This window comes from Anoxybacillus sp. UARK-01 (genome assembly GCF_002075365.1).
Taxonomy (GTDB): domain Bacteria; phylum Bacillota; class Bacilli; order Bacillales; family Anoxybacillaceae; genus Anoxybacteroides; species Anoxybacteroides rupiense.
Window position 1 is genome coordinate 1 of record NZ_NASY01000048.1, and the last position, 19,793, is coordinate 19,793.

Annotated in this window: 14 protein-coding genes, 10 tRNA genes, 2 rRNA genes and 3 pseudogenes; 24 read left to right on the top strand and 5 right to left on the bottom strand. The window is 41.7% G+C overall.

The features are described 5' to 3' along the window. The 20 genes from B6A27_RS14700 to B6A27_RS14800 all read left to right on the top strand — a co-directional run. A 23S ribosomal RNA gene (locus tag B6A27_RS14700) occupies positions 1 to 780 on the top strand; the annotation flags it as partial. Positions 781 to 1,045: 265 nt separating this feature from the next. Continuing rightward, a 5S ribosomal RNA gene (gene rrf / locus B6A27_RS14705) occupies positions 1,046 to 1,162 on the top strand. Between the two features lie 162 nt (positions 1,163 to 1,324). Beyond that, positions 1,325 to 1,399: transfer RNA gene (locus B6A27_RS14710), tRNA-Asn, on the top strand. A gap of 1 nt (position 1,400) precedes the next feature. Then, positions 1,401 to 1,473: transfer RNA gene (locus B6A27_RS14715), tRNA-Thr, on the top strand. Positions 1,474 to 1,488: 15 nt separating this feature from the next. Beyond that, positions 1,489 to 1,560, top strand: a tRNA-Glu gene (locus B6A27_RS14720). Positions 1,561 to 1,576: 16 nt separating this feature from the next. Further along, positions 1,577 to 1,649 (top strand) — tRNA-Val (locus B6A27_RS14725). Positions 1,650 to 1,824: 175 nt separating this feature from the next. Continuing rightward, positions 1,825 to 1,900: transfer RNA gene (locus B6A27_RS14730), tRNA-Thr, on the top strand. A 10-nt stretch (positions 1,901 to 1,910) separates the two neighbouring features. Beyond that, positions 1,911 to 1,995 (top strand) — tRNA-Tyr (locus tag B6A27_RS14735). A 121-nt stretch (positions 1,996 to 2,116) separates the two neighbouring features. Beyond that, positions 2,117 to 2,191: transfer RNA gene (locus B6A27_RS14740), tRNA-Gln, on the top strand. 13 nt (positions 2,192 to 2,204) lie between these two features. Next, positions 2,205 to 2,277 (top strand) — tRNA-Lys (locus B6A27_RS14745). A gap of 10 nt (positions 2,278 to 2,287) precedes the next feature. Beyond that, positions 2,288 to 2,359: transfer RNA gene (locus tag B6A27_RS14750), tRNA-Gly, on the top strand. Between the two features lie 24 nt (positions 2,360 to 2,383). Beyond that, positions 2,384 to 2,456, top strand: a tRNA-Ala gene (locus tag B6A27_RS14755). Positions 2,457 to 2,731: 275 nt separating this feature from the next. Beyond that, positions 2,732 to 3,634, top strand: a complete 903-nt coding sequence (gene rocF / locus B6A27_RS14760; protein WP_066148937.1) for an arginase — start codon at positions 2,732 to 2,734, stop codon at positions 3,632 to 3,634. A 146-nt stretch (positions 3,635 to 3,780) separates the two neighbouring features. Beyond that, positions 3,781 to 4,344 carry an RNA polymerase sigma factor SigW gene (gene sigW, locus B6A27_RS14765; protein ID WP_080862494.1) on the top strand — a complete coding sequence of 188 codons (564 nt, stop codon included), beginning with the start codon at positions 3,781 to 3,783 and terminating at the stop codon, positions 4,342 to 4,344. Between the two features lie 13 nt (positions 4,345 to 4,357). Further along, entirely contained in the window at positions 4,358 to 4,960 is a 603-nt protein-coding gene (rsiW, locus tag B6A27_RS14770; protein WP_066148942.1) for an anti-sigma-W factor RsiW, read from the top strand. A gap of 101 nt (positions 4,961 to 5,061) precedes the next feature. Continuing rightward, positions 5,062 to 5,883, top strand: coding sequence for a diadenylate cyclase CdaA (gene cdaA / locus B6A27_RS14775; protein ID WP_066148944.1), 822 nt, complete (start codon positions 5,062 to 5,064; stop codon positions 5,881 to 5,883). Further along, complete coding sequence (locus tag B6A27_RS14780; RefSeq protein ID WP_201722570.1) at positions 5,876 to 7,114, top strand: CdaR family protein; 1,239 nt, start codon at positions 5,876 to 5,878, stop codon at positions 7,112 to 7,114. The genes cdaA and B6A27_RS14780 overlap by 8 nt, the downstream gene beginning before the upstream one ends. 21 nt (positions 7,115 to 7,135) lie before the next feature. Next, the gene (gene glmM / locus B6A27_RS14785; RefSeq protein WP_080862495.1) at positions 7,136 to 8,482 is read left to right on the top strand and encodes a phosphoglucosamine mutase; all 1,347 of its coding nucleotides are present in this window, start codon (positions 7,136 to 7,138) and stop codon (positions 8,480 to 8,482) included. A 392-nt stretch (positions 8,483 to 8,874) separates the two neighbouring features. Then, positions 8,875 to 10,677: a glutamine--fructose-6-phosphate transaminase (isomerizing) gene (glmS, locus tag B6A27_RS14795; RefSeq protein ID WP_066148950.1), complete on the top strand. Its 1,803-nt coding sequence runs from the start codon at positions 8,875 to 8,877 to the stop codon at positions 10,675 to 10,677. A gap of 556 nt (positions 10,678 to 11,233) precedes the next feature. After that, positions 11,234 to 11,581: a DUF4260 domain-containing protein gene (locus tag B6A27_RS14800; protein WP_080862525.1), complete on the top strand. Its 348-nt coding sequence runs from the start codon at positions 11,234 to 11,236 to the stop codon at positions 11,579 to 11,581. Between the two features lie 242 nt (positions 11,582 to 11,823). Here B6A27_RS14800 and B6A27_RS14805 read toward each other — a convergent pair. Continuing rightward, positions 11,824 to 11,982: pseudogene (locus tag B6A27_RS14805) on the bottom strand (ATP-binding protein); the annotation flags it as partial. A 69-nt stretch (positions 11,983 to 12,051) separates the two neighbouring features. Beyond that, positions 12,052 to 13,287, bottom strand: a complete 1,236-nt coding sequence (locus B6A27_RS14810; protein WP_052660959.1) for an MFS transporter — start codon at positions 13,285 to 13,287, stop codon at positions 12,052 to 12,054. 400 nt (positions 13,288 to 13,687) lie between these two features. Here B6A27_RS14810 and B6A27_RS14815 point away from each other — a divergent pair, with 400 nt between their 5' ends. Then, a complete protein-coding gene (locus B6A27_RS14815) occupies positions 13,688 to 15,115 on the top strand; it encodes a formylglycine-generating enzyme family protein (RefSeq protein ID WP_044743295.1) in 1,428 nt (475 codons plus the stop codon). 255 nt (positions 15,116 to 15,370) lie between these two features. Here B6A27_RS14815 and B6A27_RS19160 read toward each other — a convergent pair whose 3' ends face one another. After that, on the bottom strand, positions 15,371 to 15,733 hold the full coding sequence (locus tag B6A27_RS19160) for a transposase (RefSeq protein WP_236631854.1): 363 nt from the start codon (positions 15,731 to 15,733) through the stop codon (positions 15,371 to 15,373). A gap of 146 nt (positions 15,734 to 15,879) precedes the next feature. Between B6A27_RS19160 and B6A27_RS18870 the strand changes: the two are divergent. The 3 genes and pseudogenes from B6A27_RS18870 to B6A27_RS14835 all read left to right on the top strand — a co-directional run. Next, a pseudogene (locus B6A27_RS18870) lies at positions 15,880 to 16,007 on the top strand (ATP-binding protein); the annotation flags it as partial. Between the two features lie 566 nt (positions 16,008 to 16,573). Continuing rightward, positions 16,574 to 17,020: pseudogene (locus B6A27_RS14830) on the top strand (transposase); the annotation flags it as partial. 173 nt (positions 17,021 to 17,193) lie between these two features. Then, complete coding sequence (locus tag B6A27_RS14835) at positions 17,194 to 17,847, top strand: HAD family hydrolase (RefSeq protein ID WP_080862526.1); 654 nt, start codon at positions 17,194 to 17,196, stop codon at positions 17,845 to 17,847. A gap of 217 nt (positions 17,848 to 18,064) precedes the next feature. On the opposite strand, the gene B6A27_RS14840 is transcribed toward B6A27_RS14835, so the two are convergent. Both B6A27_RS14840 and B6A27_RS14845 read right to left on the bottom strand, forming a co-directional pair. Then, entirely contained in the window at positions 18,065 to 18,688 is a 624-nt protein-coding gene (locus B6A27_RS14840; protein WP_066148954.1) for a GNAT family acetyltransferase, read from the bottom strand. 425 nt (positions 18,689 to 19,113) lie between these two features. Beyond that, positions 19,114 to 19,782 carry a GNAT family N-acetyltransferase gene (locus B6A27_RS14845; protein WP_080862496.1) on the bottom strand — a complete coding sequence of 223 codons (669 nt, stop codon included), beginning with the start codon at positions 19,780 to 19,782 and terminating at the stop codon, positions 19,114 to 19,116. Positions 19,783 to 19,793 lie beyond the last annotated feature (11 nt).

The following is a 19,793-nucleotide window of genomic DNA, read 5'->3' on the forward strand; positions in this document are numbered from 1 at the left end:
GGTGGGAGACAGAGAAGCCAGGACGCCAGTCTTGGCGGAGTCGCCCTTGGGATACCACCCTTGTCGTACTGAAGTTCTAACCCGCACCCCTGATCGGGGTGGGAGACCGTGTCAGGTGGGCAGTTTGACTGGGGCGGTCGCCTCCCAAAGAGTAACGGAGGCGCCCAAAGGTTCCCTCAGAATGGTTGGAAATCATTCGAAGAGTGTAAAGGCAGAAGGGAGCTTGACTGCGAGACCTACAAGTCGAGCAGGGACGAAAGTCGGGCTTAGTGATCCGGTGGTTCCGCATGGAAGGGCCATCGCTCAACGGATAAAAGCTACCCCGGGGATAACAGGCTTATCTCCCCCAAGAGTCCACATCGACGGGGAGGTTTGGCACCTCGATGTCGGCTCATCGCATCCTGGGGCTGTAGTCGGTCCCAAGGGTTGGGCTGTTCGCCCATTAAAGCGGTACGCGAGCTGGGTTCAGAACGTCGTGAGACAGTTCGGTCCCTATCCGTCGCGGGCGCAGGAAATTTGAGAGGAGCTGTCCTTAGTACGAGAGGACCGGGATGGACGCACCGCTGGTGTACCAGTTGTCCTGCCAAGGGCACCGCTGGGTAGCTATGTGCGGAAGGGATAAGCGCTGAAAGCATCTAAGCGTGAAGCCCCCCTCAAGATGAGATTTCCCATTGCATAAGCAAGTAAGATCCCTCGAAGATGACGAGGTAGATAGGTCCGAGGTGGAAGCGTGGCGACACGTGCAGCTGACGGATACTAATCGATCGAGGACTTAACCAATACGAAAAGGGGAGCAAGCTCGCTTGCATCCATAGGGCGTTCAAGCTTCTGACGGACAAGTCAGGAGACTGGGACAGAAGAAGCGGAAACGACCGTAGGATGCAGCTTGCGGAACTAGACAATACGAAAAGTGGAGCAAGACATCAAGAAAAGCACCGCCTATCCTTTCTTCCCTGATCTGTTATCTAGTTTTGAAAGAACCAAAAAGTTCTTGACATGGGCGAAATGCTCGTTATAATAATACTTGTCTGTTTGAAATAACAAGCCTAGTGACGATGGCGGAGAGGTCACACCCGTTCCCATCCCGAACACGGAAGTTAAGCTCTCCAGCGCCGATGGTAGTTGGGGCTAACGCCCCTGCAAGAGTAGGACGTTGCTAGGCTTTATATTAAACATATTCCGCAATAGCTCAGCGACGAGCATTTCTCCTCTGAGCAAACAGCGAGTTGCCTCGACGCATTGTGCTTCTTCGAATGTCTTGAAGAGGAAGAGGCAGTAGAAAAATACGAATAATGATTCGTTAGTTTTTGTGTTTATCCGCTATTCCGCAATAGCTCAGCGGTAGAGCAACCGGCTGTTAACCGGTAGGTCGTAGGTTCGAATCCTACTTGCGGAGCCATGCTTCCATAGCTCAGTTGGTAGAGCACTTCCATGGTAAGGAAGAGGTCACCGGTTCAAGCCCGGTTGGAAGCTTGTGTTATTATTTTTGGCCCGTTGGTCAAGTGGTTAAGACACCGCCCTTTCACGGCGGTAACACGGGTTCGAATCCCGTACGGGTCATTTTCTTTTTTGTTTTGGAGGATTAGCTCAGCTGGGAGAGCACTTGCCTTACAAGCAAGGGGTCGGCGGTTCGATCCCGTCATCCTCCATCATTATTTCAATGAAAACTAGTATAGGTGACGCCGGCTTAGCTCAATTGGTAGAGACGAGCGAAGCATCGGTGAAATGATTACGAGTTGCCTCGACGCATTGGACATCTTGGAATGTCTTGGAGAGGAAGAGGCACAAAACCTATCCTTTTCTGGTTCGATTTCTATATATTATGCCGGCTTAGCTCAATTGGTAGAGCAACTGACTTGTAATCAGTAGGTTGCGGGTTCAAGTCCTGCAGCCGGCACCACGATGGTCGTGGAGGGGTAGCGAAGTGGCCAAACGCGGCGGACTGTAAATCCGCTCCCTGTGGGTTCGGCGGTTCGAATCCGTCCCCCTCCACCATTCATACATTAATGATGGATCGTGAAGTTATTTCGATTTGATGGAATAGCTTTTTGTATTGTTGAGTGCTCGATCATTTGTTCCAAAAAGCTTTATGAAATTTGACGTTTCATCAACATATTGGGCTATAGCCAAGCGGTAAGGCAACGGACTTTGACTCCGTGATGCGCTGGTTCGAATCCAGCTAGCCCAGCCATTGTTTTCTTAATGAGCCATTAGCTCAGCAGGTAGAGCATCTGACTTTTAATCAGAGGGTCGGAGGTTCGAGTCCTCCATGGCTCATTTTTTTATTGCGGAAGTAGTTCAGTGGTAGAACACCACCTTGCCAAGGTGGGGGTCGCGGGTTCGAGTCCCGTCTTCCGCTTATCAACATGAATCCTTTTAACGTGGGGCCTTAGCTCAGCTGGGAGAGCGCCTGCTTTGCACGCAGGAGGTCATCGGTTCGATCCCGATAGGCTCCATCATAAAAACTCCTTAAATCTCGTCGATTTAAGGAGTTTTTATTTTTTTAAAAAGTAAAGGCCCAGCGACGGCAGGTTGAATCACTTTATTGAGCATCCGCGCAAGATCAAGCTTGGTTCGAGCCTTCCTCAACATGGCTTGTGCCATCTTCGCCGATCGGCGGGCGTTTTTCTTATTAATAATCGAATAAATATTCAAAAAAGTGTCAAGTTGAGTCAACGTTCAGTTATTAGATACAATAATAAATAGAATAAGGATGAAGGAGAGAGACAGCATGAAAAAAATCTCAATCATTGGTGTTCCAATGGATTTAGGACAGACTCGGCGCGGAGTAGATATGGGACCCAGCGCGATCCGATATGCTGGCGTTGTAGAAAGACTCGAACGCCTCAGCTATGACATTGAAGACTTGGGGGATATTTCAATCGGCAAACCTGAACGAATAGATGAGGAAGGAATCAAATCAAATTTGCGAAATTTGAAAGCGGTTGCTGAAGCAAATGAAAAGCTTGCTCAAGCCGTTGATGAAGTAATTAAAAAAGGACATTTTCCGCTTGTATTAGGCGGCGATCATAGCATTGCTATTGGCACCTTAGCAGGTGTCGCAAAACATTATAAAAATTTAGGGGTTATTTGGTACGATGCCCATGGTGATTTAAACACAGCTGAAACCTCTCCATCGGGTAACATTCATGGGATGCCGCTTGCGGCCAGCCTTGGATTCGGCCATCAGGCTCTAACCGCCATTGGCGGATATAGCCCGAAGGTAAAGCCAGAAAATATTGTATTGATTGGTGCAAGGGCGCTTGATGAAGGCGAAAAGCAATTTATTCGCGAAAAGGGAATTAGAGTATATACAATGCATGAAGTGGATCGTTTGGGCATGACGAAAGTAATGGAGGAAACGATTGCTTATTTAAAAGAGCGGACAGATGGCGTCCATTTATCGTTAGATTTAGATGGTTTAGATCCACATGATGCTCCGGGAGTAGGTACTCCTGTTATCGGCGGTCTGACGTATCGTGAAAGCCATTTAGCTATGGAAATGCTGGCTGAAGCACAATTGATTACTTCCGCTGAATTTGTAGAAGTAAACCCAATTTTAGATGAGAGAAATAAAACAGCATCTGTCGCCGTTGCGCTCATGGGATCGCTGTTTGGAGAAAAACTAGTGTAGTCAAGACGAGAGATGCAGACGGAAAAATCCGTCTGCTGTTTTTTTTTGTAAATATGTTAAAATAGATAGTGCGTCCAAAAGAGAAACTTTTTTTGTTTTACGAACGTATACAATTAATAGCCGCATGAGCGGGGGTATTATTGATTATGGAGATGTTTGTCAAAAAGCATATTAAAGCGATCCAAAAAGGAGACCAAAATGCCTATGCCGAGATTGTCGAGCTTTACAAAGACAAGGTCTATCGGCTATGCTATCGAATGCTTGGGAATCGTCATGAAGCGGAGGATGCTGCCCAAGAAGCTTTTATTCGGGCGTATGTCAACATCCATACGTATAACCCAGCAATGAAATTTTCTTCATGGCTTTATCGCATTGCGACGAATTTATCCATCGATAAATTGCGCAAAAAAAAGCCGGATATGTATTTGGATGAAGAAGTAAGCGGAACAGACGGTTTAACGCTATATTCTCAACTGCCTTCGAATGATGCTTCTCCGGAAGAAACAGTCGAAAGCCTAGAGCTTCAAGAGACGGTTCAAAGGGCGATTGAAAAGCTACCTGAAAAATACCGAAGCGTTATTGTCTTAAAATATATGAATGATTTATCGTTACAGGAGATTAGTGAAATTCTTGATCTGCCTATAGGAACCGTCAAAACGAGGATTCATCGGGGAAGAGAAGCATTAAGAAAGCATTTAGGCTATTTATGAGAGGTGAACAAACATGAAATGTCCGGATCAAATCATAGAGTGGATGCATGATTATTTAGATGGCGATATTGCTCCGGATGATGAGAAGAGGCTACGAGAACACTTACAACATTGCTCTGCGTGTTCTCAGCATTTCAATAGTCTGAAAAAGACGGTAGCGTTTATTCAATATGCTTCGCCTCTTGCTCCGCCGGCGGATTTTACGGCAAATGTGATGGCAAAGCTGCCGAAAGAAAAACAACGAGTCCGTGCAGGAAGATGGCTGAAAAATCATCCCGTTTTGACAGCTGCTTCTTTATTTGCTGCTTTAACTGTGGGAAGCCTTTTTACAACGTGGAACAAAGAGCAGCAATTTTCCGTTTCTACTAGGGAAAACGTGATTATTCATGATCATACGGTGATTGTTCCAAAAGGAGAAACGGTAGACGGCGATATCGTCGTGCGAAATGGAAGCATCAAGATTGAGGGAAAAGTAAATGGGGACGTGACCGTCATTCATGGTGAAAAATATTTAGCCTCCGCTGGACAAGTAACTGGAGATGTGGAAGAAATTAATGAGATGTTTGATTGGATTTGGTATAATATAAAAAACGCAGTGAAAGCTATGCTTGAGTGAAGGCCATCTCTTTTGATGGCTTTTTTCGTCATGTGATATAATAAAGGAGTTGTTTACATAAAAAAATAAATAGGAATTAGAATGATAAAGGAAGTGTGAGAATGCCTTTTGGAGAGCTCCCGGTGTTAAGTTATCTAAGCAAAATTGTTGATATTCTTCTTGTATGGTACGTTTTTTACAAATTGATCATGATTATTCGCGGAACAAAAGCGGTTCAGCTTTTGAACGGGATTATTTTGATTATACTTGTGCGAATGGCCAGCAACTTTTTAGGCTTTAGCACATTGCAATGGTTGATGGATCAAGCGTTGACATGGGGATTTTTGGCGATCATCATTATTTTCCAGCCAGAGTTAAGACGAGCGCTTGAACAATTAGGGCGCGGAAGGATATTTTCGCGAAGCAGCGTACCAGAAGAAGAAGGGAAAACGAAAGTGGTTGAAGCGATTATTAAGGCAACAGAGTATATGGCAAAACGCCGCATCGGGGCCTTAATATCCGTTGAGCGGGAAACAGGCATGGGCGACTACATTGAAACAGGAATTCCACTGAATGCGCAAATCTCCTCCGAACTGTTAATTAATATTTTTATCCCGAATACACCGCTGCATGATGGAGCTGTCATTGTCCAGAAAAATCAAGTGGCAGCGGCGGGATGCTACTTACCTTTATCAGAAAGCCCTTTTATTTCAAAAGAGTTAGGAACCCGGCACCGCGCTGCCTTGGGCATCAGTGAGGTGACCGATAGCGTGACCATTGTTGTGTCCGAAGAAACGGGGGCTGTATCGGTTACAAAAAACGGGGAACTGCATCGAGATTTGACTCCAGAGCAATTTCGTGAACTGCTCACGAAGGAGTTAGTACGGACAACGAAGACTACTTCCTCATCTCGTTGGCAATGGAGGGGGAAGAAAAGTGGATAAATTAATGAATAATCACTGGTTTATGAAAGCTTTTGCTCTGTTATTGGCGATCATGCTGTATATGTTCGTCAATATCGAGGAAAAGGAGATGAAATCAGGGGCTACGCGCAATTCGGTGGGACAGACGGATATCGAAACGGTTACAAATGTTCCTGTCGTTACGTATTATGATGAAGAAAATTTAGTGGTTTCAGGTGTTCCGAAATTTGTGAACGTGACATTGGAAGGACCGGCAAGTATTTTAAAGCCGACCGTATTGCAGCGGAATTTTGAAGTATATGTGGATTTAACGAATTTGGAGCTTGGCACTTACACCGTTCCGTTTAAATATAAAAATATCTCTGATAAGCTGACGGTCGCTATTCAGCCAGCGACGGCGAAGGTCACCATTCAAGAGAAGGTTTCTAAAGAATTTTCGGTCGATGTCGATTTTATTCATAAAAATAAAATGGCGGATGGGTATACTACCGAGCAGCCTATCGTCAAACCGGATACAGTGACCATTACGGGGGCGAAGGATTTAGTTGATCGAATAGCGCTTGTCAAGGCAAGAGTAGATTTATCCGGAGCTGCAGATATTTTGCGTCAGGAATCTCGAGTGATCGCTTACGACCGTGACGGACGGGTGCTAGATGTCGATATTAATCCTTCGATTGTCGATATCACTGTACCAATTAAGAGTCCAAGCAAGTCGGTTCCGCTCAGAATTAATCAAACAGGAACTTTAAAAAAGGGCCTCAGTATTGTTAAAATTGAAACCGTGCCAAATGAAGTGACGATTTTCGGTCCCAAAGAGGTCATTGATCCCATTGAATTTATTGATGGCCTCACCATTAATTTAGATGAAATTACAAAAAATACAACTTTAGAAGTGAAAGTTCCTTTACCTCAGGGAGTTAAAAATGTAGATCCTCAAAAAGTAAAAGTGAATATACAAGTCCAGCAGGAGGAAGAAAAAACCCTTTCTTCTCTGCCTATTGATATATTGGGATTGAGCGATCAATATACCGCGCAGTTTATTGATCCGGAAAATGGGACGATGGATGTCCAGCTGCAAGGTGCGGCGAGTGTGCTGGATCACATTCAGCCAGATGATATCCAGCTTTATGTCAATGCCAATGAATTAGGAGCCGGTGAACACGACGTAGAGGTAGAGGTTAATGGGCCAGAAAATATTAAATGGAATTTGCCTAAAAATAAAGCAAAGATACGAATCATCCAGCGATCATGAGATAAAGGGGAGATATGCATAATGGGTAAATATTTTGGCACTGATGGTGTACGCGGAGTGGCGAATAGTGAGCTGACACCAGAATTAGCGTTTAAAATAGGACGCTGCGGCGGCTATATCTTAACAAAAGATAAAGAGCGGCCAAAGGTGTTAATTGGCCGTGATACACGCATCTCAGGACATATGCTTGAAGGGGCGCTTGTTGCCGGATTGCTTTCAATCGGTGCAGAAGTTATGCGTCTCGGCGTCATTTCAACACCAGGAGTGGCCTATTTGACAAAAGCATTGGGCGCTCAAGCGGGAATTATGATCTCCGCGTCGCACAATCCAGTTCAAGATAATGGAATTAAGTTTTTTGGGCCCGATGGATTTAAGCTTTCAGATGAGCAGGAACAAGAAATTGAGCAACTGTTGGACAGTGCCGAGGATACACTGCCTAGACCGACAGGAAAAGAGTTAGGTCAAGTTAACGATTATTTTGAAGGTGGACAAAAATACTTGCAGTATTTAAAGCAAACAGTCGATGAGGATTTTTCCGGGCTTCGTATTGCGCTTGACTGCGCGCATGGAGCCACTTCTTCATTAGCAACCCATCTTTTTGCAGATTTGGAGGCAGATGTATTGACGATGGGAGCTTCGCCGAACGGCATTAATATTAATGACGGGGTTGGTTCTACGCATCCAGAGGCGCTGGCTGAATTTGTGAGAGAGAAAGAAGCAGATGTTGGGCTGGCGTTTGATGGAGATGGAGATCGTTTAATTGCGATTGATGAGCATGGGAATGTCGTGGATGGCGATCAAATTATGTACATTTGCGCAAAATTTTTAAAAGAACAAGGACGTTTAAAGCATCAAACAGTCGTATCGACCGTGATGAGCAATCTTGGGTTTTATAAGGCATTAGATGAACATGAAATAAAAAGCGTGCAGACGGCCGTCGGCGACCGCTACGTTGTAGAAGAAATGAAGAAACACGGATACAACCTTGGCGGTGAACAATCAGGACATATTATTTTTCTTGATTACAATACAACAGGAGACGGATTATTGACGGCATTACAGCTTGTAAACATTATGAAGGCCACGAAAAAATCTCTTTCTGAGCTGGCGAGCGAGATGCCAAAATACCCTCAGCTGCTTGTCAATGTGAAAGTAACGGACAAACATCAAGTGATGGAGAATGAAAAGGTGAAGGCTATCATTCAAGAGGTAGAAAATGAAATGCATGGGAATGGACGAATTCTTGTCCGCCCATCCGGCACAGAACCGCTTGTTCGCGTCATGGCAGAAGCGCCGACGAAAGAAGCGTGTCAAAGCTATGTAGCTCGTATTGTTCAGGTGATTCAAGCTGAAATGGGAGCTGAATAATGGCCCTTTTTGGTAGACATCCTATGCATAAATGGAACGCTTTATTCCATTTATGCATATTTTATGTTGTAAAGGATATTACAGTTGACGTCTTTAGGGCGTTTCCTGTAATATTAATTTTGTTGTCATTCACATATAGAAAGGTGGGTAGAAGAAGCTTTCATGAAGAAGCGCCTGGACTAAGCGATGATCGGATAACCGCTTAGTTGACGAGGAGGAGGTTGATCGAATGCTCGGCGGATGCCTCCCGGCTGGTGCGATTGCAGCCGCAAACTTTTCCTTAAAACAAAGAGGCGACTCTTTGCACAAAGGGAAAAGTCCAATCGTTTAATCAAAGAAAAGGGGCAAGAAAGGCCCCTGCTTGCCCCTTGAAAATAGGGAGGAAAACAAATATGTGTGGAATTGTTGGATATATTGGACAACAGGATTCAAAAGAGATTTTATTGCGCGGACTGGAAAAACTAGAATATCGCGGTTATGATTCAGCTGGAATTGCGGTGTTAAACGAAGATGGCGTGCATGTTTTTAAAGAAAAAGGCCGCATTGCTGATTTGCGGCAAACGGTTGATCTCAATGTACAAGCACCGCTTGGCATTGGCCATACCCGCTGGGCGACACATGGGGTGCCAAGCCGTACGAACGCTCACCCGCATCAAAGCGCTTCTGGACGTTTTACGTTAGTGCATAATGGAGTCATTGAGAACTACGCATTATTACAGCGTGATCATTTGCAGAATGTACAGTTCCAAAGCGAAACGGATACAGAAGTGGTTGTTCAGTTGGTTGAAAAATTTGTGAATGATGGATTCGAAGCGGAAGAAGCATTTCGCAAAACATTAACACTTTTAAAGGGATCGTATGCGATTGCTCTCATCGATGCAGAAGATCCAGAGGTGATTTATGTAGCGAAAAATAAGAGCCCATTGCTTGTCGGCCTTGGGGACGGATTTAATGTCGTAGCCAGCGATGCTATGGCGATGCTGCAAGTGACAAACCAATACGTCGAATTAATGGATCAAGAAATGGTGATTGTCAAGCGGAATGCGGTCACGATTAAAAAATTGGACGGTCAAGAGGTGGCACGCTCTCCATATACTGCGCAATTGGATGCAAGCGATATTGAAAAAGGAACCTATCCGCATTATATGTTAAAGGAAATTGACGAGCAGCCGCTTGTGATGCGCCGTATTATTCAAAAATATCAAGATGCGTCAGGTGCTTTAACCATTGATAAAGACATTGTCAATGCGGTACTCGAAGCGGACCGCCTCTATATTATTGCGTGCGGCACAAGTTATCACGCGGGCTTAGTCGGCAAACAATTGCTTGAAAAATGGGCGAACATTCCGGTTGAAGTGCATATTGCTAGCGAATTTTCATACAATATGCCATTGTTATCGAAAAAGCCTCTATTTATTTACATTTCACAAAGCGGCGAAACAGCAGACAGCCGCGCTGTACTTGTTCAAACGAAAAAACTTGGCTATAAAGCGTTGACGATCACCAATGTACCTGGTTCTACATTATCACGCGAAGCAGACTATACACTATTGCTTCATGCTGGTCCAGAAATTGCGGTTGCCTCGACAAAAGCCTATACGGCTCAAATTGCCGTTCTTGCGATTTTAGCAACAGTCGCAGCAAAAGCTAAAGGCATTGCGCTTGATTTTAGCTTGGTGAAAGAGCTTGGCATCATCGCAAATGTCATGGAAATGCTTTGTGATGCAAAAGAAGAGATGGAGCAAATTGCTCGCGAATATTTAGAGACCACACGCAATTGCTTCTTCATTGGCCGCGCGTCCGATTTCTATGTAGGGCTTGAAGGAGCATTAAAGCTAAAAGAGATTTCCTATATTCAAGCAGAAGGATTCGCTGGCGGTGAGCTGAAGCATGGAACGATTGCTTTGATTGAGGAAGGCACGCCGGTGGTTGCTTTGGCGACACAAGAGCATGTGAATTTAAGCATTCGCGGCAATGTGAAAGAAGTGGTGGCCCGTGGCGCCAACCCATGCATTATTTCCATGAGAGGTTTGGAAACAGACGAGGACCGTTACGTCATCCCGGCTGTTCATCCAATGCTGACGCCGCTTGTGGCCGTTGTGCCGTTGCAGCTGATCGCTTACTACGCCGCTTTACACCGCGGCTGCGACGTCGACAAACCGCGCAACCTCGCCAAAAGCGTAACGGTGGAATAGAGAAGGTTTATATTGCTTTAAAGTTTGATAAAAATAACCTCTTGCGGATATCATATCCGCAAGAGGTTATTTTTTCATTTTTTTAGGAATTCAAAAAGGGGGAGGAAATGAAGGTTTCGAGACTTTTATTCTTGTAAACGATAGTGGTATTTTAGACAGGCATACTTTAAACAAAATGAACGTGTTGCCCAACGTATATGGATATATAAATGCACATAAACCAATCCACTTTGTTTGTACATTTAATGAAAAACGATCTAAGAGTTACGGCATTATCGTTATGTGTTAGTTCTGTATGATGATTTTGGCTATTTGCTTGCTCTAGCTTTGCAGCATCATTATTGTTTTTCATATTTTAACAGTTTTTGGTTGACGTTCAAACAATTTTATAATAAAAATAAAAATGAAAACTATTCAAATTATTCCGGATATTTAAATGAGGGGTAGATTGTCACTAAATACATCTATTTCCTATAAAATAATTTTAAAGGTTCTGGTTTACATGCTTATGATTGTTATCAAAATGGCTAAATTACAGTTATTAAGGGAGAATAGTATGAATAAAATTCTTTTACACTTAGAAGGGGCAGCTATCCTATTGTTGAGTCTTTATTTTTACTCTTATAACCAATTTAGTTGGCTTTTGTTTTTCGTTTTGTTATTCGCTCCAGATATATCAATGATTGGTTATTTATTCAATAATAAAGTTGGTGCCGTGCTTTATAATTTATTTCATACATATAGTTTACCAATTGGAGCTGTTATCTTAGGAGTGCTGTTATCAAGCGAAGTGGTTTTAGAGATAGGCTTAATATGGTCTGCTCATATCGGAATGGATAGGATGATTGGTTATGGATTAAAATATCCAACACATTTTAAGGACACGCATTTAAATCGTGTTTAAATAAACGATTGAACTAAAGGATGTTGTTGGTCTGGATCTGTGTCAAATCTTTGGACACTTTCATTCTATCCTAACTAAATGCCTGTTTCTTTAATAGTGAGAGAGTGAAGCATTTGGCATCGAGCTCCTGTAGTCATGATTCTGTTGCTGAGAATCCAGATGGTTATAAAATAGGTGTATTTTGCAATAGAAAAGTGCAGAAAAATGCGATCAAAAATGCAGAGTGTTGCCACCCTTATAAGCTACTTTCTCTTAGAAAGAGCGTTAGCCAACCCATAACTTTCTCCGTGAAATGAAAGTATATGAGCGTGATGGATTAAGCGGTCAACTAGTGCTGCTGTTAACCTCGAATCTGTAAAGATTCTATTCCATTGGCTAAATTCTAAACATGTAGTTAATAGAAAGTCATCCCCCCAAATTAGCGTAAGAACCAGTTTTATTTAGCGGCCGCAGGTTGACCTGAAAACAGGTCAACCTTCTGTTTTTATCTTAATATTTTTAATTTCTGTATCTTTATATCTTTTTACGTTAATTGATACGGCTAAAAAAGAAGATGTGAAATATAATATTGAGGCTAATATGTATACAAGTTTAACGCCTAAAAAATCAGAAATGGTTCCCATTAGGAAAACAGATATAGAAAATACAATATAATATATGTTACTTTGAGTAGAATAAACTTTTGGTAGATAACTTTCCTCTATAGATGACTGAAAGTAGGTATTTTGCGATACATCTCTAAGTTGATAGAAAGGTCCCATAATAAATACTAAAGTAAGCGCTACAATTGGTGATTTAGTAAAGGCATAAATTAAAACAAAAACACTCACTCCAAAGGATCCCAATATTATACTATAAACTAAATTTCGTTGCATCCATTTTGAAATTAAGACAATGAAAATACCACCAATTATACTACCTAAATAGTAACTGGCATTGATATACCCCCACCAAGTCTCATTTTGTTTTAATATTTCTTTTACGAATACTAATGTGATCCCTCCAATCCAAATTCCCCCTGCAATTCCTTCAATTATCCCCATAATTGTTATTAACCTAAGATTAGCATTCTTAAATAGTATAGACCAGCCAATTTTTATGGAATCCCAGTTAGGTCTAGATTTACTAGCTCCGCGAAATTTTTCAGATATGAGAAGAGTAGATAGAGCAGACAATATATAGAGACTTAATGCGAAATACAAAATATTAATGTTCCCAAAGTGAATTGCTGCTACCCCACCCAAAGACCAACCCAACAAAGCAAGGGATTGGTCCGTCGTACTTATTAAGCTATTGGCTTTTGCTAATTTCTCTTTTTGTACGATTTTAGGTGTTAAAGAGTTTCTTGCAGGATTTGTCCATCCATCTAGGAAACCGATGAAAAAAATGATTAAATAAATAATTAAATTAATCAAAAAATGATTGATATCTTTGAAGTAAAACAAAAGAATAAGTATAAATAGTAAATACGATTGTCCAAATAAAGAAATTCTTAAGATGAACTTTAAAGGATATCGATCTGTTATTATAGGCATAAAAAAGCTACTTAGAAACTTTGCTATAACATGAATCATGGTAACTAAACCCGCTAAAGTCCCTGAGCTTGTAATATGGTAAATCATCATAGTTACTGTCATCATATATAGGGAATTAGCTAATTTCCCCAGTGAATTTCCCATCCACAAAAAATAAAAAGATTTATTCAATTAATATCCTCCTCTACAAGTTTATTTTGGTTCATATACACACCCAAAATCACTGTCACCTCCTCTATCAAATAATTAATCTTTTCTCTTTAAATGCTGAGTATAAATACTCTCTAGCTTTGAAATGATCCTCCCTTTAATATAAATTTAATTTTTATTTTTATATTTTTAAAAAAATATTTTATTTTTTAGGAATATTTTGAGGAGGGATTAAAATGAAAATGAAGAAAAATTGGCGCAACCGTCTTGCTATTGTAATGCCAGTATTGCAAGAAGAAAAATGGTAAAATTCTAAGGGGCAGGGAGAATATTTTTTCCCTGCCCTTATACTGAAGATTGAGGGGGAAAAAGAGTGAGTACTGAAATTAAACATTTACATATAGAAATATATGAAAACGATATGAACTTACTTTCTCAAATTGAAGAGGTTTTAGAACCAGACTATTTAGATTCACTTACTGTGCCGAAGTTAAAAGATTTATTTAACTCACGTATCATTCCAGAGTTGTTAAAAGTGTCCCATCCTGTTGCTGCTGAATATATATTTGGGATGTCAATTGGACATCCACATACATATGTACGTTATAGGTTGATAGATATCGTAAAAAATTGGTTACCGTATTTTTCTGCGGTAGAAACCATTGTTAGATTAACTCACGATCCTGATGATTTAGTTTCTTTTAAAGCTATTGAAATTTGTGGACAAGAAAAAATTGAGGAAAGCTATAAATTACTAGCACCTATTATCGGTGGTGCTAGCAAAAAAGTTTATTCACCTAATAAACCAGTAGGATTAGGAGCACAGAAAGTTCTAAAATCACTTATTGACCTGCTAGGTACTGATGATCCTGAAGAATTACAATTAATAGAAAATTACTATAAAGAACACGGACATTTGTTTAATAGGTATGACTTTGAAGAACCTATCCCTAACGAACTATTAGAAGAGTTTTGTAAAAAAGAAGAAGAAGGAATGATTTTAATTCCTGGTGGTTTTTTCACTTTTGGGCTTGATCCGCATCAAGTGCCTGATAAAACGTTCGGGTGGCATGATGCAATACCTTCTAGGAAAGTTTGGCTTCCTCCATTTTTTATTGATAAGTATCCAGTAACCAATGAAGAGTATGATGAGTTTGTTGAATATACTAAGAAAAATGGTCATATATTCTGCCATCCTAATGAACCTCAAGAAAAAGATCATACAAGAAACACTTTTTGGGATGAACGTTTTAAACCCGATCATCCTGTAACGGGGATTGACTGGTATGATGCATTTGCGTTTTCAAGGTGGAAAGGCAAGGAGCTACCAACTGAATTTCAATGGGAAAAGGCTGCACGGGGAGAAGATGGTAGAATATGGCCTTGGGGTAATGCTTTTAATAGAAATGCAGCAAATTGGTGTGCTCATTGGTTAAATTATACACCTGAAAGTTTGGATGAATGGCGGGAGGGTATTACCTCGTTCTCTGAAGAATTTCCGGAAGAACCTATCAAGAGAGCATCCGAATTTGAAAAGGACGAATATGTTAGCCCTTATGGCGTTGTTGGAATGGTGGGTAATCATTGGGAATGGACACGAAGTGATCTATTAACTGGCAGAGAGTTTCACCCTGGTTTCTCGAATAAACAGAGTAAACATCATGCCTTTGCGGTGTTGAAAGGAGGTTCTTTCTTTTCATTACCGGGTCTAATGTATCCTTCTTTTAGGGGGAAGGATATTCCATTTTGCAGGCATAATGAAATGGGTTTTAGGTGTGTGAAAAACATTCCTATTTATACTTTAAGAAAAGCTATAGGTAAACCAATTACAAATACGGCTATTTATTAAAATTACTGGAATGGCTGACGTAAGTTATTATAAATGTTACGTCAGCCTTTATTATTTATATACTTCGTAATAATAGAAATATATAATTTTGACTCTGGACAAATCGTCACTATTTGTGAATCCATGTAATGAAGAGTGATAGTGTTGTAAAAAAATAAAGTAAAAACTCGAAGTTGTGCATAAGAATGCAACATAACACATGCAGTAAATATCGATGAAATCCATACCATCGGGGTTGCTCCACCCCGTTACTCTTTAGCTCGTTAAATACCCGCTCCATCTCGAGCGAAGCCCAAACAACCATTGGCCCAATCTCGTTTTCAACAAGACAGGAAGACCCTGACCATAGGCATCTTTTCGTTCCTTGCTATTGCGGCGGTCGGTGGGAGACATGAATAAGATTCCTGCTTGCTCAGAAGTTTGTCGGACCTTTTCGCTGTTATACGCGGCATCCCCTAACACACAAACTCCATATCCCATTGCCCCAAAAGAAGCAAGTAATTCTGGTGTCACTGCCACATCATTCCTGTTCGCTGTGGTCAATACGTGAGATAAGATGATTCCCTCGGTAGTGGTACAGGGATGGAGTTTATATCCTTTAAACCAGTAGCATCGGATGGCCCCCCACTTTGCCTATGAATGATAAAGACTGCTTAGAAGGACCGTGCTGTCGATCAGGACGATTTTGAGATACCGTACTTCTAGATCTTTGAGCAGCTGTGCGTGAAAAACAGAAAATCTCTGTTCCCAAAACCACTTTGCCGCACGGGAAAGCGACAGCGATTTTAGATCGCCTATTACATCACGCCATTACCTTTAATATCAAAGGCGATTCTTATCATTTACGAGAAAAGAAAAAGTAGGAATTTATCCTGCCCAGTTGCCTAATTAAACGTTCATAATGGGGAATTTTAAAATCGTTATTGACACCATAATAAAGATATTTACAAAATTTCCCTTAAAAAAGGTAATATATTAGAAATTAATAAGTTTTTATTTTTTGAATCTGATAACATTGTGATTAATTTAAAGCCTTTATATTGACTATTTATCCGGAAATATTTGAGGAATACTATTATCAAAAAATATGAAGAGACTAATCGATTATAACCAGTAATTAATACTAAAATGTTGAAGATGTGTTTGGTTAATGGTCAAGTCCGGTGAACTTCTTTGTCATTTGCGTTCCTAACACATTGTCAATGTTAAAAATGTTGATCAATTTTGTAATGGAATCATCGAATCCATCCAACATGATACGGCCATTCAATTCGTGGGAGTTCATAGAACCGCGGCATATGCGACCGAACTAGTAAGTCGTTGCTGTCTGTTTGCCGGTAAAATCTATGGACTCAATTAAAGGTCATTTGATGTTGCATTGAGTATACAATATAAAATCGAATGATGTGAATGGATGAGGGAGAAAACAGCTGTCGAATCCCATTTAACCTAAGGCGGTGTATCGACGAATTTGTTTTTCGAAAAGGGCATGATGATAGAGTGGCGGCGATGGGAGAAGTGTATTTTATCGAAGCAGGAAAGAAGGAGGAAGCCATTCGAAGCGTATTGGCGTGTGTGTCTTCTTCGGTCCAGTGGGTCGTGAGCGATTTGAAAAAGCCATTCAAGGGGTATATCCAGAAGCGATACGTGTAGCCGATTATTTTTATGTCATTTAGTTGTTTACAGAAGCTTTAGATCGGTACCGTAAAGAGTGCCATCGCAAAAGCACTTGTTAAACGAACAGAAGAAATCATTTCGTTCATATTGTTGCCTTATTCGAATGGTAGAATGGAAGGAACGAACAACAAAATCAAGCTGATCAAACGTCGAGGGGATGGATACAGAAATATCCAACAATTGGCATTACGGGTGCGGCTAGAAACGTCTACCATACTTCAATGGTAGATGCAAGTACAGCTCTTGGTGATGAACTATGATTTTGGAGAATAAGGTACAATATTCATTACCAGGCCTTGATTTATAGATTTCTGTTAAAATAGAGAGGAAGCGCTTTTTGAAACCAATAGTGGAATGGAAGCGTGAATGCAGCAAAGTTTTTGGAAAGGGGAAGAGCCATTTTGATCAAAGCGATTATTTTTGATTTTGACGGTTTAATTGTAGATACAGAGACAGCTTGGTTTGAGGCTTATAAAGAAGCGATGAATGTCTATGATGTCGATTTGCCGCTGGAACGTTTTGTTCAAACTGTTGGAACAGATAATGCGGCGCTTTATGAATTTGTTCAACAGCAGCTGGGGGAAAACGTCAGCATTGAAGAAATTGAAGCGAAAGCCGCAAGTTTTTATCAAATCAAGATGAAAACCCCTCAGGCGCGTGAAGGGGTGAAGGACTATTTAGAAGAGGCAAAGCAATTGGGCTACAAAATAGCGATTGCTTCAAGTTCTAACAAGGAATGGGTCATTCATTATTTAAATGGGCTCGGTCTGCTGTCCTATTTTGAAGTGATTATTACAAGTGAAGATGTGGAGAGCATCAAACCAGCTCCCGACTTGTATCTAAAAGCGCTGGCTGCTTTAGCTGTCCGTCCTGATGAAGCAGTCGTTTTTGAGGACTCGTTAAATGGGTTGAAAGCCGCTTTGGCCGCGGGATTAAAATGTGTGGTTGTGCCTAATCCAGTCACAAAATTTCTAAACTTTCAACAGCACAGCTTGCAGCTAAATTCGATGGCGGAAAAGCGTTTAGCGGAGGTGATCGAGCTGATCAAAGGATAATGGAGAGGGGCATTTTACATTTATATAAATGTGAAAATCTACTTAGCCGAAAGAGAAATGCGATCATAGTGGCATGGAGTCTTGTGCGGGCATGATTTCTTTTGAAAAGAAGCCAGCTGTTATTTGGCATCGTCTCAAGCAAGACGATCATGCCCGCCGCTTTATATCAGGCAAAATAGGGACACAAGTGAAAATTGAGCCCTTGGAAAAAGACGGGTTACAGATGGAAAAGCGCCACCGTATCTCGCGTTTTTAGACGTTCGATCATGTCATACCATGCTTGCGGTTTGTTCGGCAAGACCGCATAGTAGCGTGTTAAAAATGTCACGATAAGCTCAGTCGGAAGTTCATTTACATTTTCGTCCATCGGAAGGAAGCAAAGGTCAAGTCCTTCTACCGCTTCTCCGTCATTGTTCCAGGATGGATGAACATAAGGGAAGTCAAGGCGTTTATAGCCGAGGTGGGACAAGACTTCCCGACGGACATATGGGTCCATCGGCTTCACGCCGCCAAATTCATAATGTTCGACACGATACGGGTCATAAATTTCCGCAAACATGCCAAATAATTGGTTTCCACAAGCGGCTGCCCAAGCGTTTAAGTCTTCTAATCTCTTTTTGGCTAAAAATCGGCCGATTCCAAGTCCCGCTTGCCCGATGATGGTGAAATCCGTCATGGCAATATTGACATCTTCATAATAACGGTACTCTGTTGCGCCCACGACCTTTCCTTCATGAACGGCCACGCATACACGGATTCCCGGATCTTCTAGAGGTTCTTTCCAAAAATCGAATGCTAATACTTCCTCAGGTGGAAATACTTCTTGCATCAATTGGTGCATTTTTTTAACATTCTTCAGTCGAGAAGTCTCCCACTTCTAAATCTTGCGAAGCTTGATGAAAGTGGGAGATGAATCGACTTCGGACAAGGACAGGCTTTTGCCTGTTCAATTGTCTGACCCTGTGGTAAAATAAACCTATGTCGTTCTTTCATAACTGGATATAGGAGGTTGCATGGAGAAAATAAAATGCGAAAACCAAGCTGATCCTTCCATGCGTAAAATATCCAAGGTACAAAAGAACTCCGAATTGTCGGACATCTAGGGTTGGAACGACCCGAAGTCACGCTCAGGGAGACGAAAGGCGGCTTTCGTCGTGGAACTGAGAAGCTCCCACTTCAAGCTTTAGCTAAGTGGTGAGTAGTTCACATAAAGGGTCTTCAATACTCGTGATTCTCCGATATTCCATTTCCTCATTCTCCTTGCCGTCATTTTTTCAAAAACGGATTTTTCCATTCCATCAGGACCGCATAGTTACGAGATTCCTCATCCTCCAAATAGTTTTCTACCACTTTCACCGGAGTGCGGCCACAGCGAAGCAGGAATGTAATGACGGGGTCTTTTAATTCGCCTTTGATCACCGCTTCGAGGTATTGCTCCGCTGTCATTTGATCTGCCTTTTGATGATAGCCGGGCATTCTCCCTCCGCCTAACAAACGTTCTAATCCGAGCTGAATGACGACTTCATACATGGAAAGCATCAGCCACTTTCCCAGCCCTAATTTGCGATAGGCGGGGCGTACGCCAATATCGACAACATAAAGCGTATTCCCGTTTGGCTGATGATTGCGAATATAGCCGTGATCGGTAATTTCTTCCCATGTATGTTCCGGATGATTCGGATCAAAATGAACAATGAGCCCGGTCATCGATCCGGCCATTTCGCCATCGACCTCCACACATAAGGCTCCTTCTGGAAAGAGCGTCACGTGGTTTTTTAATTGTTCCGTGTTCCACCATAGTTCAGAAGGAAAGGGAGGTGGGAAGCTTTCCTGTTGAATGCGGATTAAGCCCGGAAAATCTTTTTCTTCATAATTTCGAATCACGGCTCGAACAGGCCGATCGTTCTCAAACACGTAAAGCTCTTTCCAGTACATGATGCTTCCTC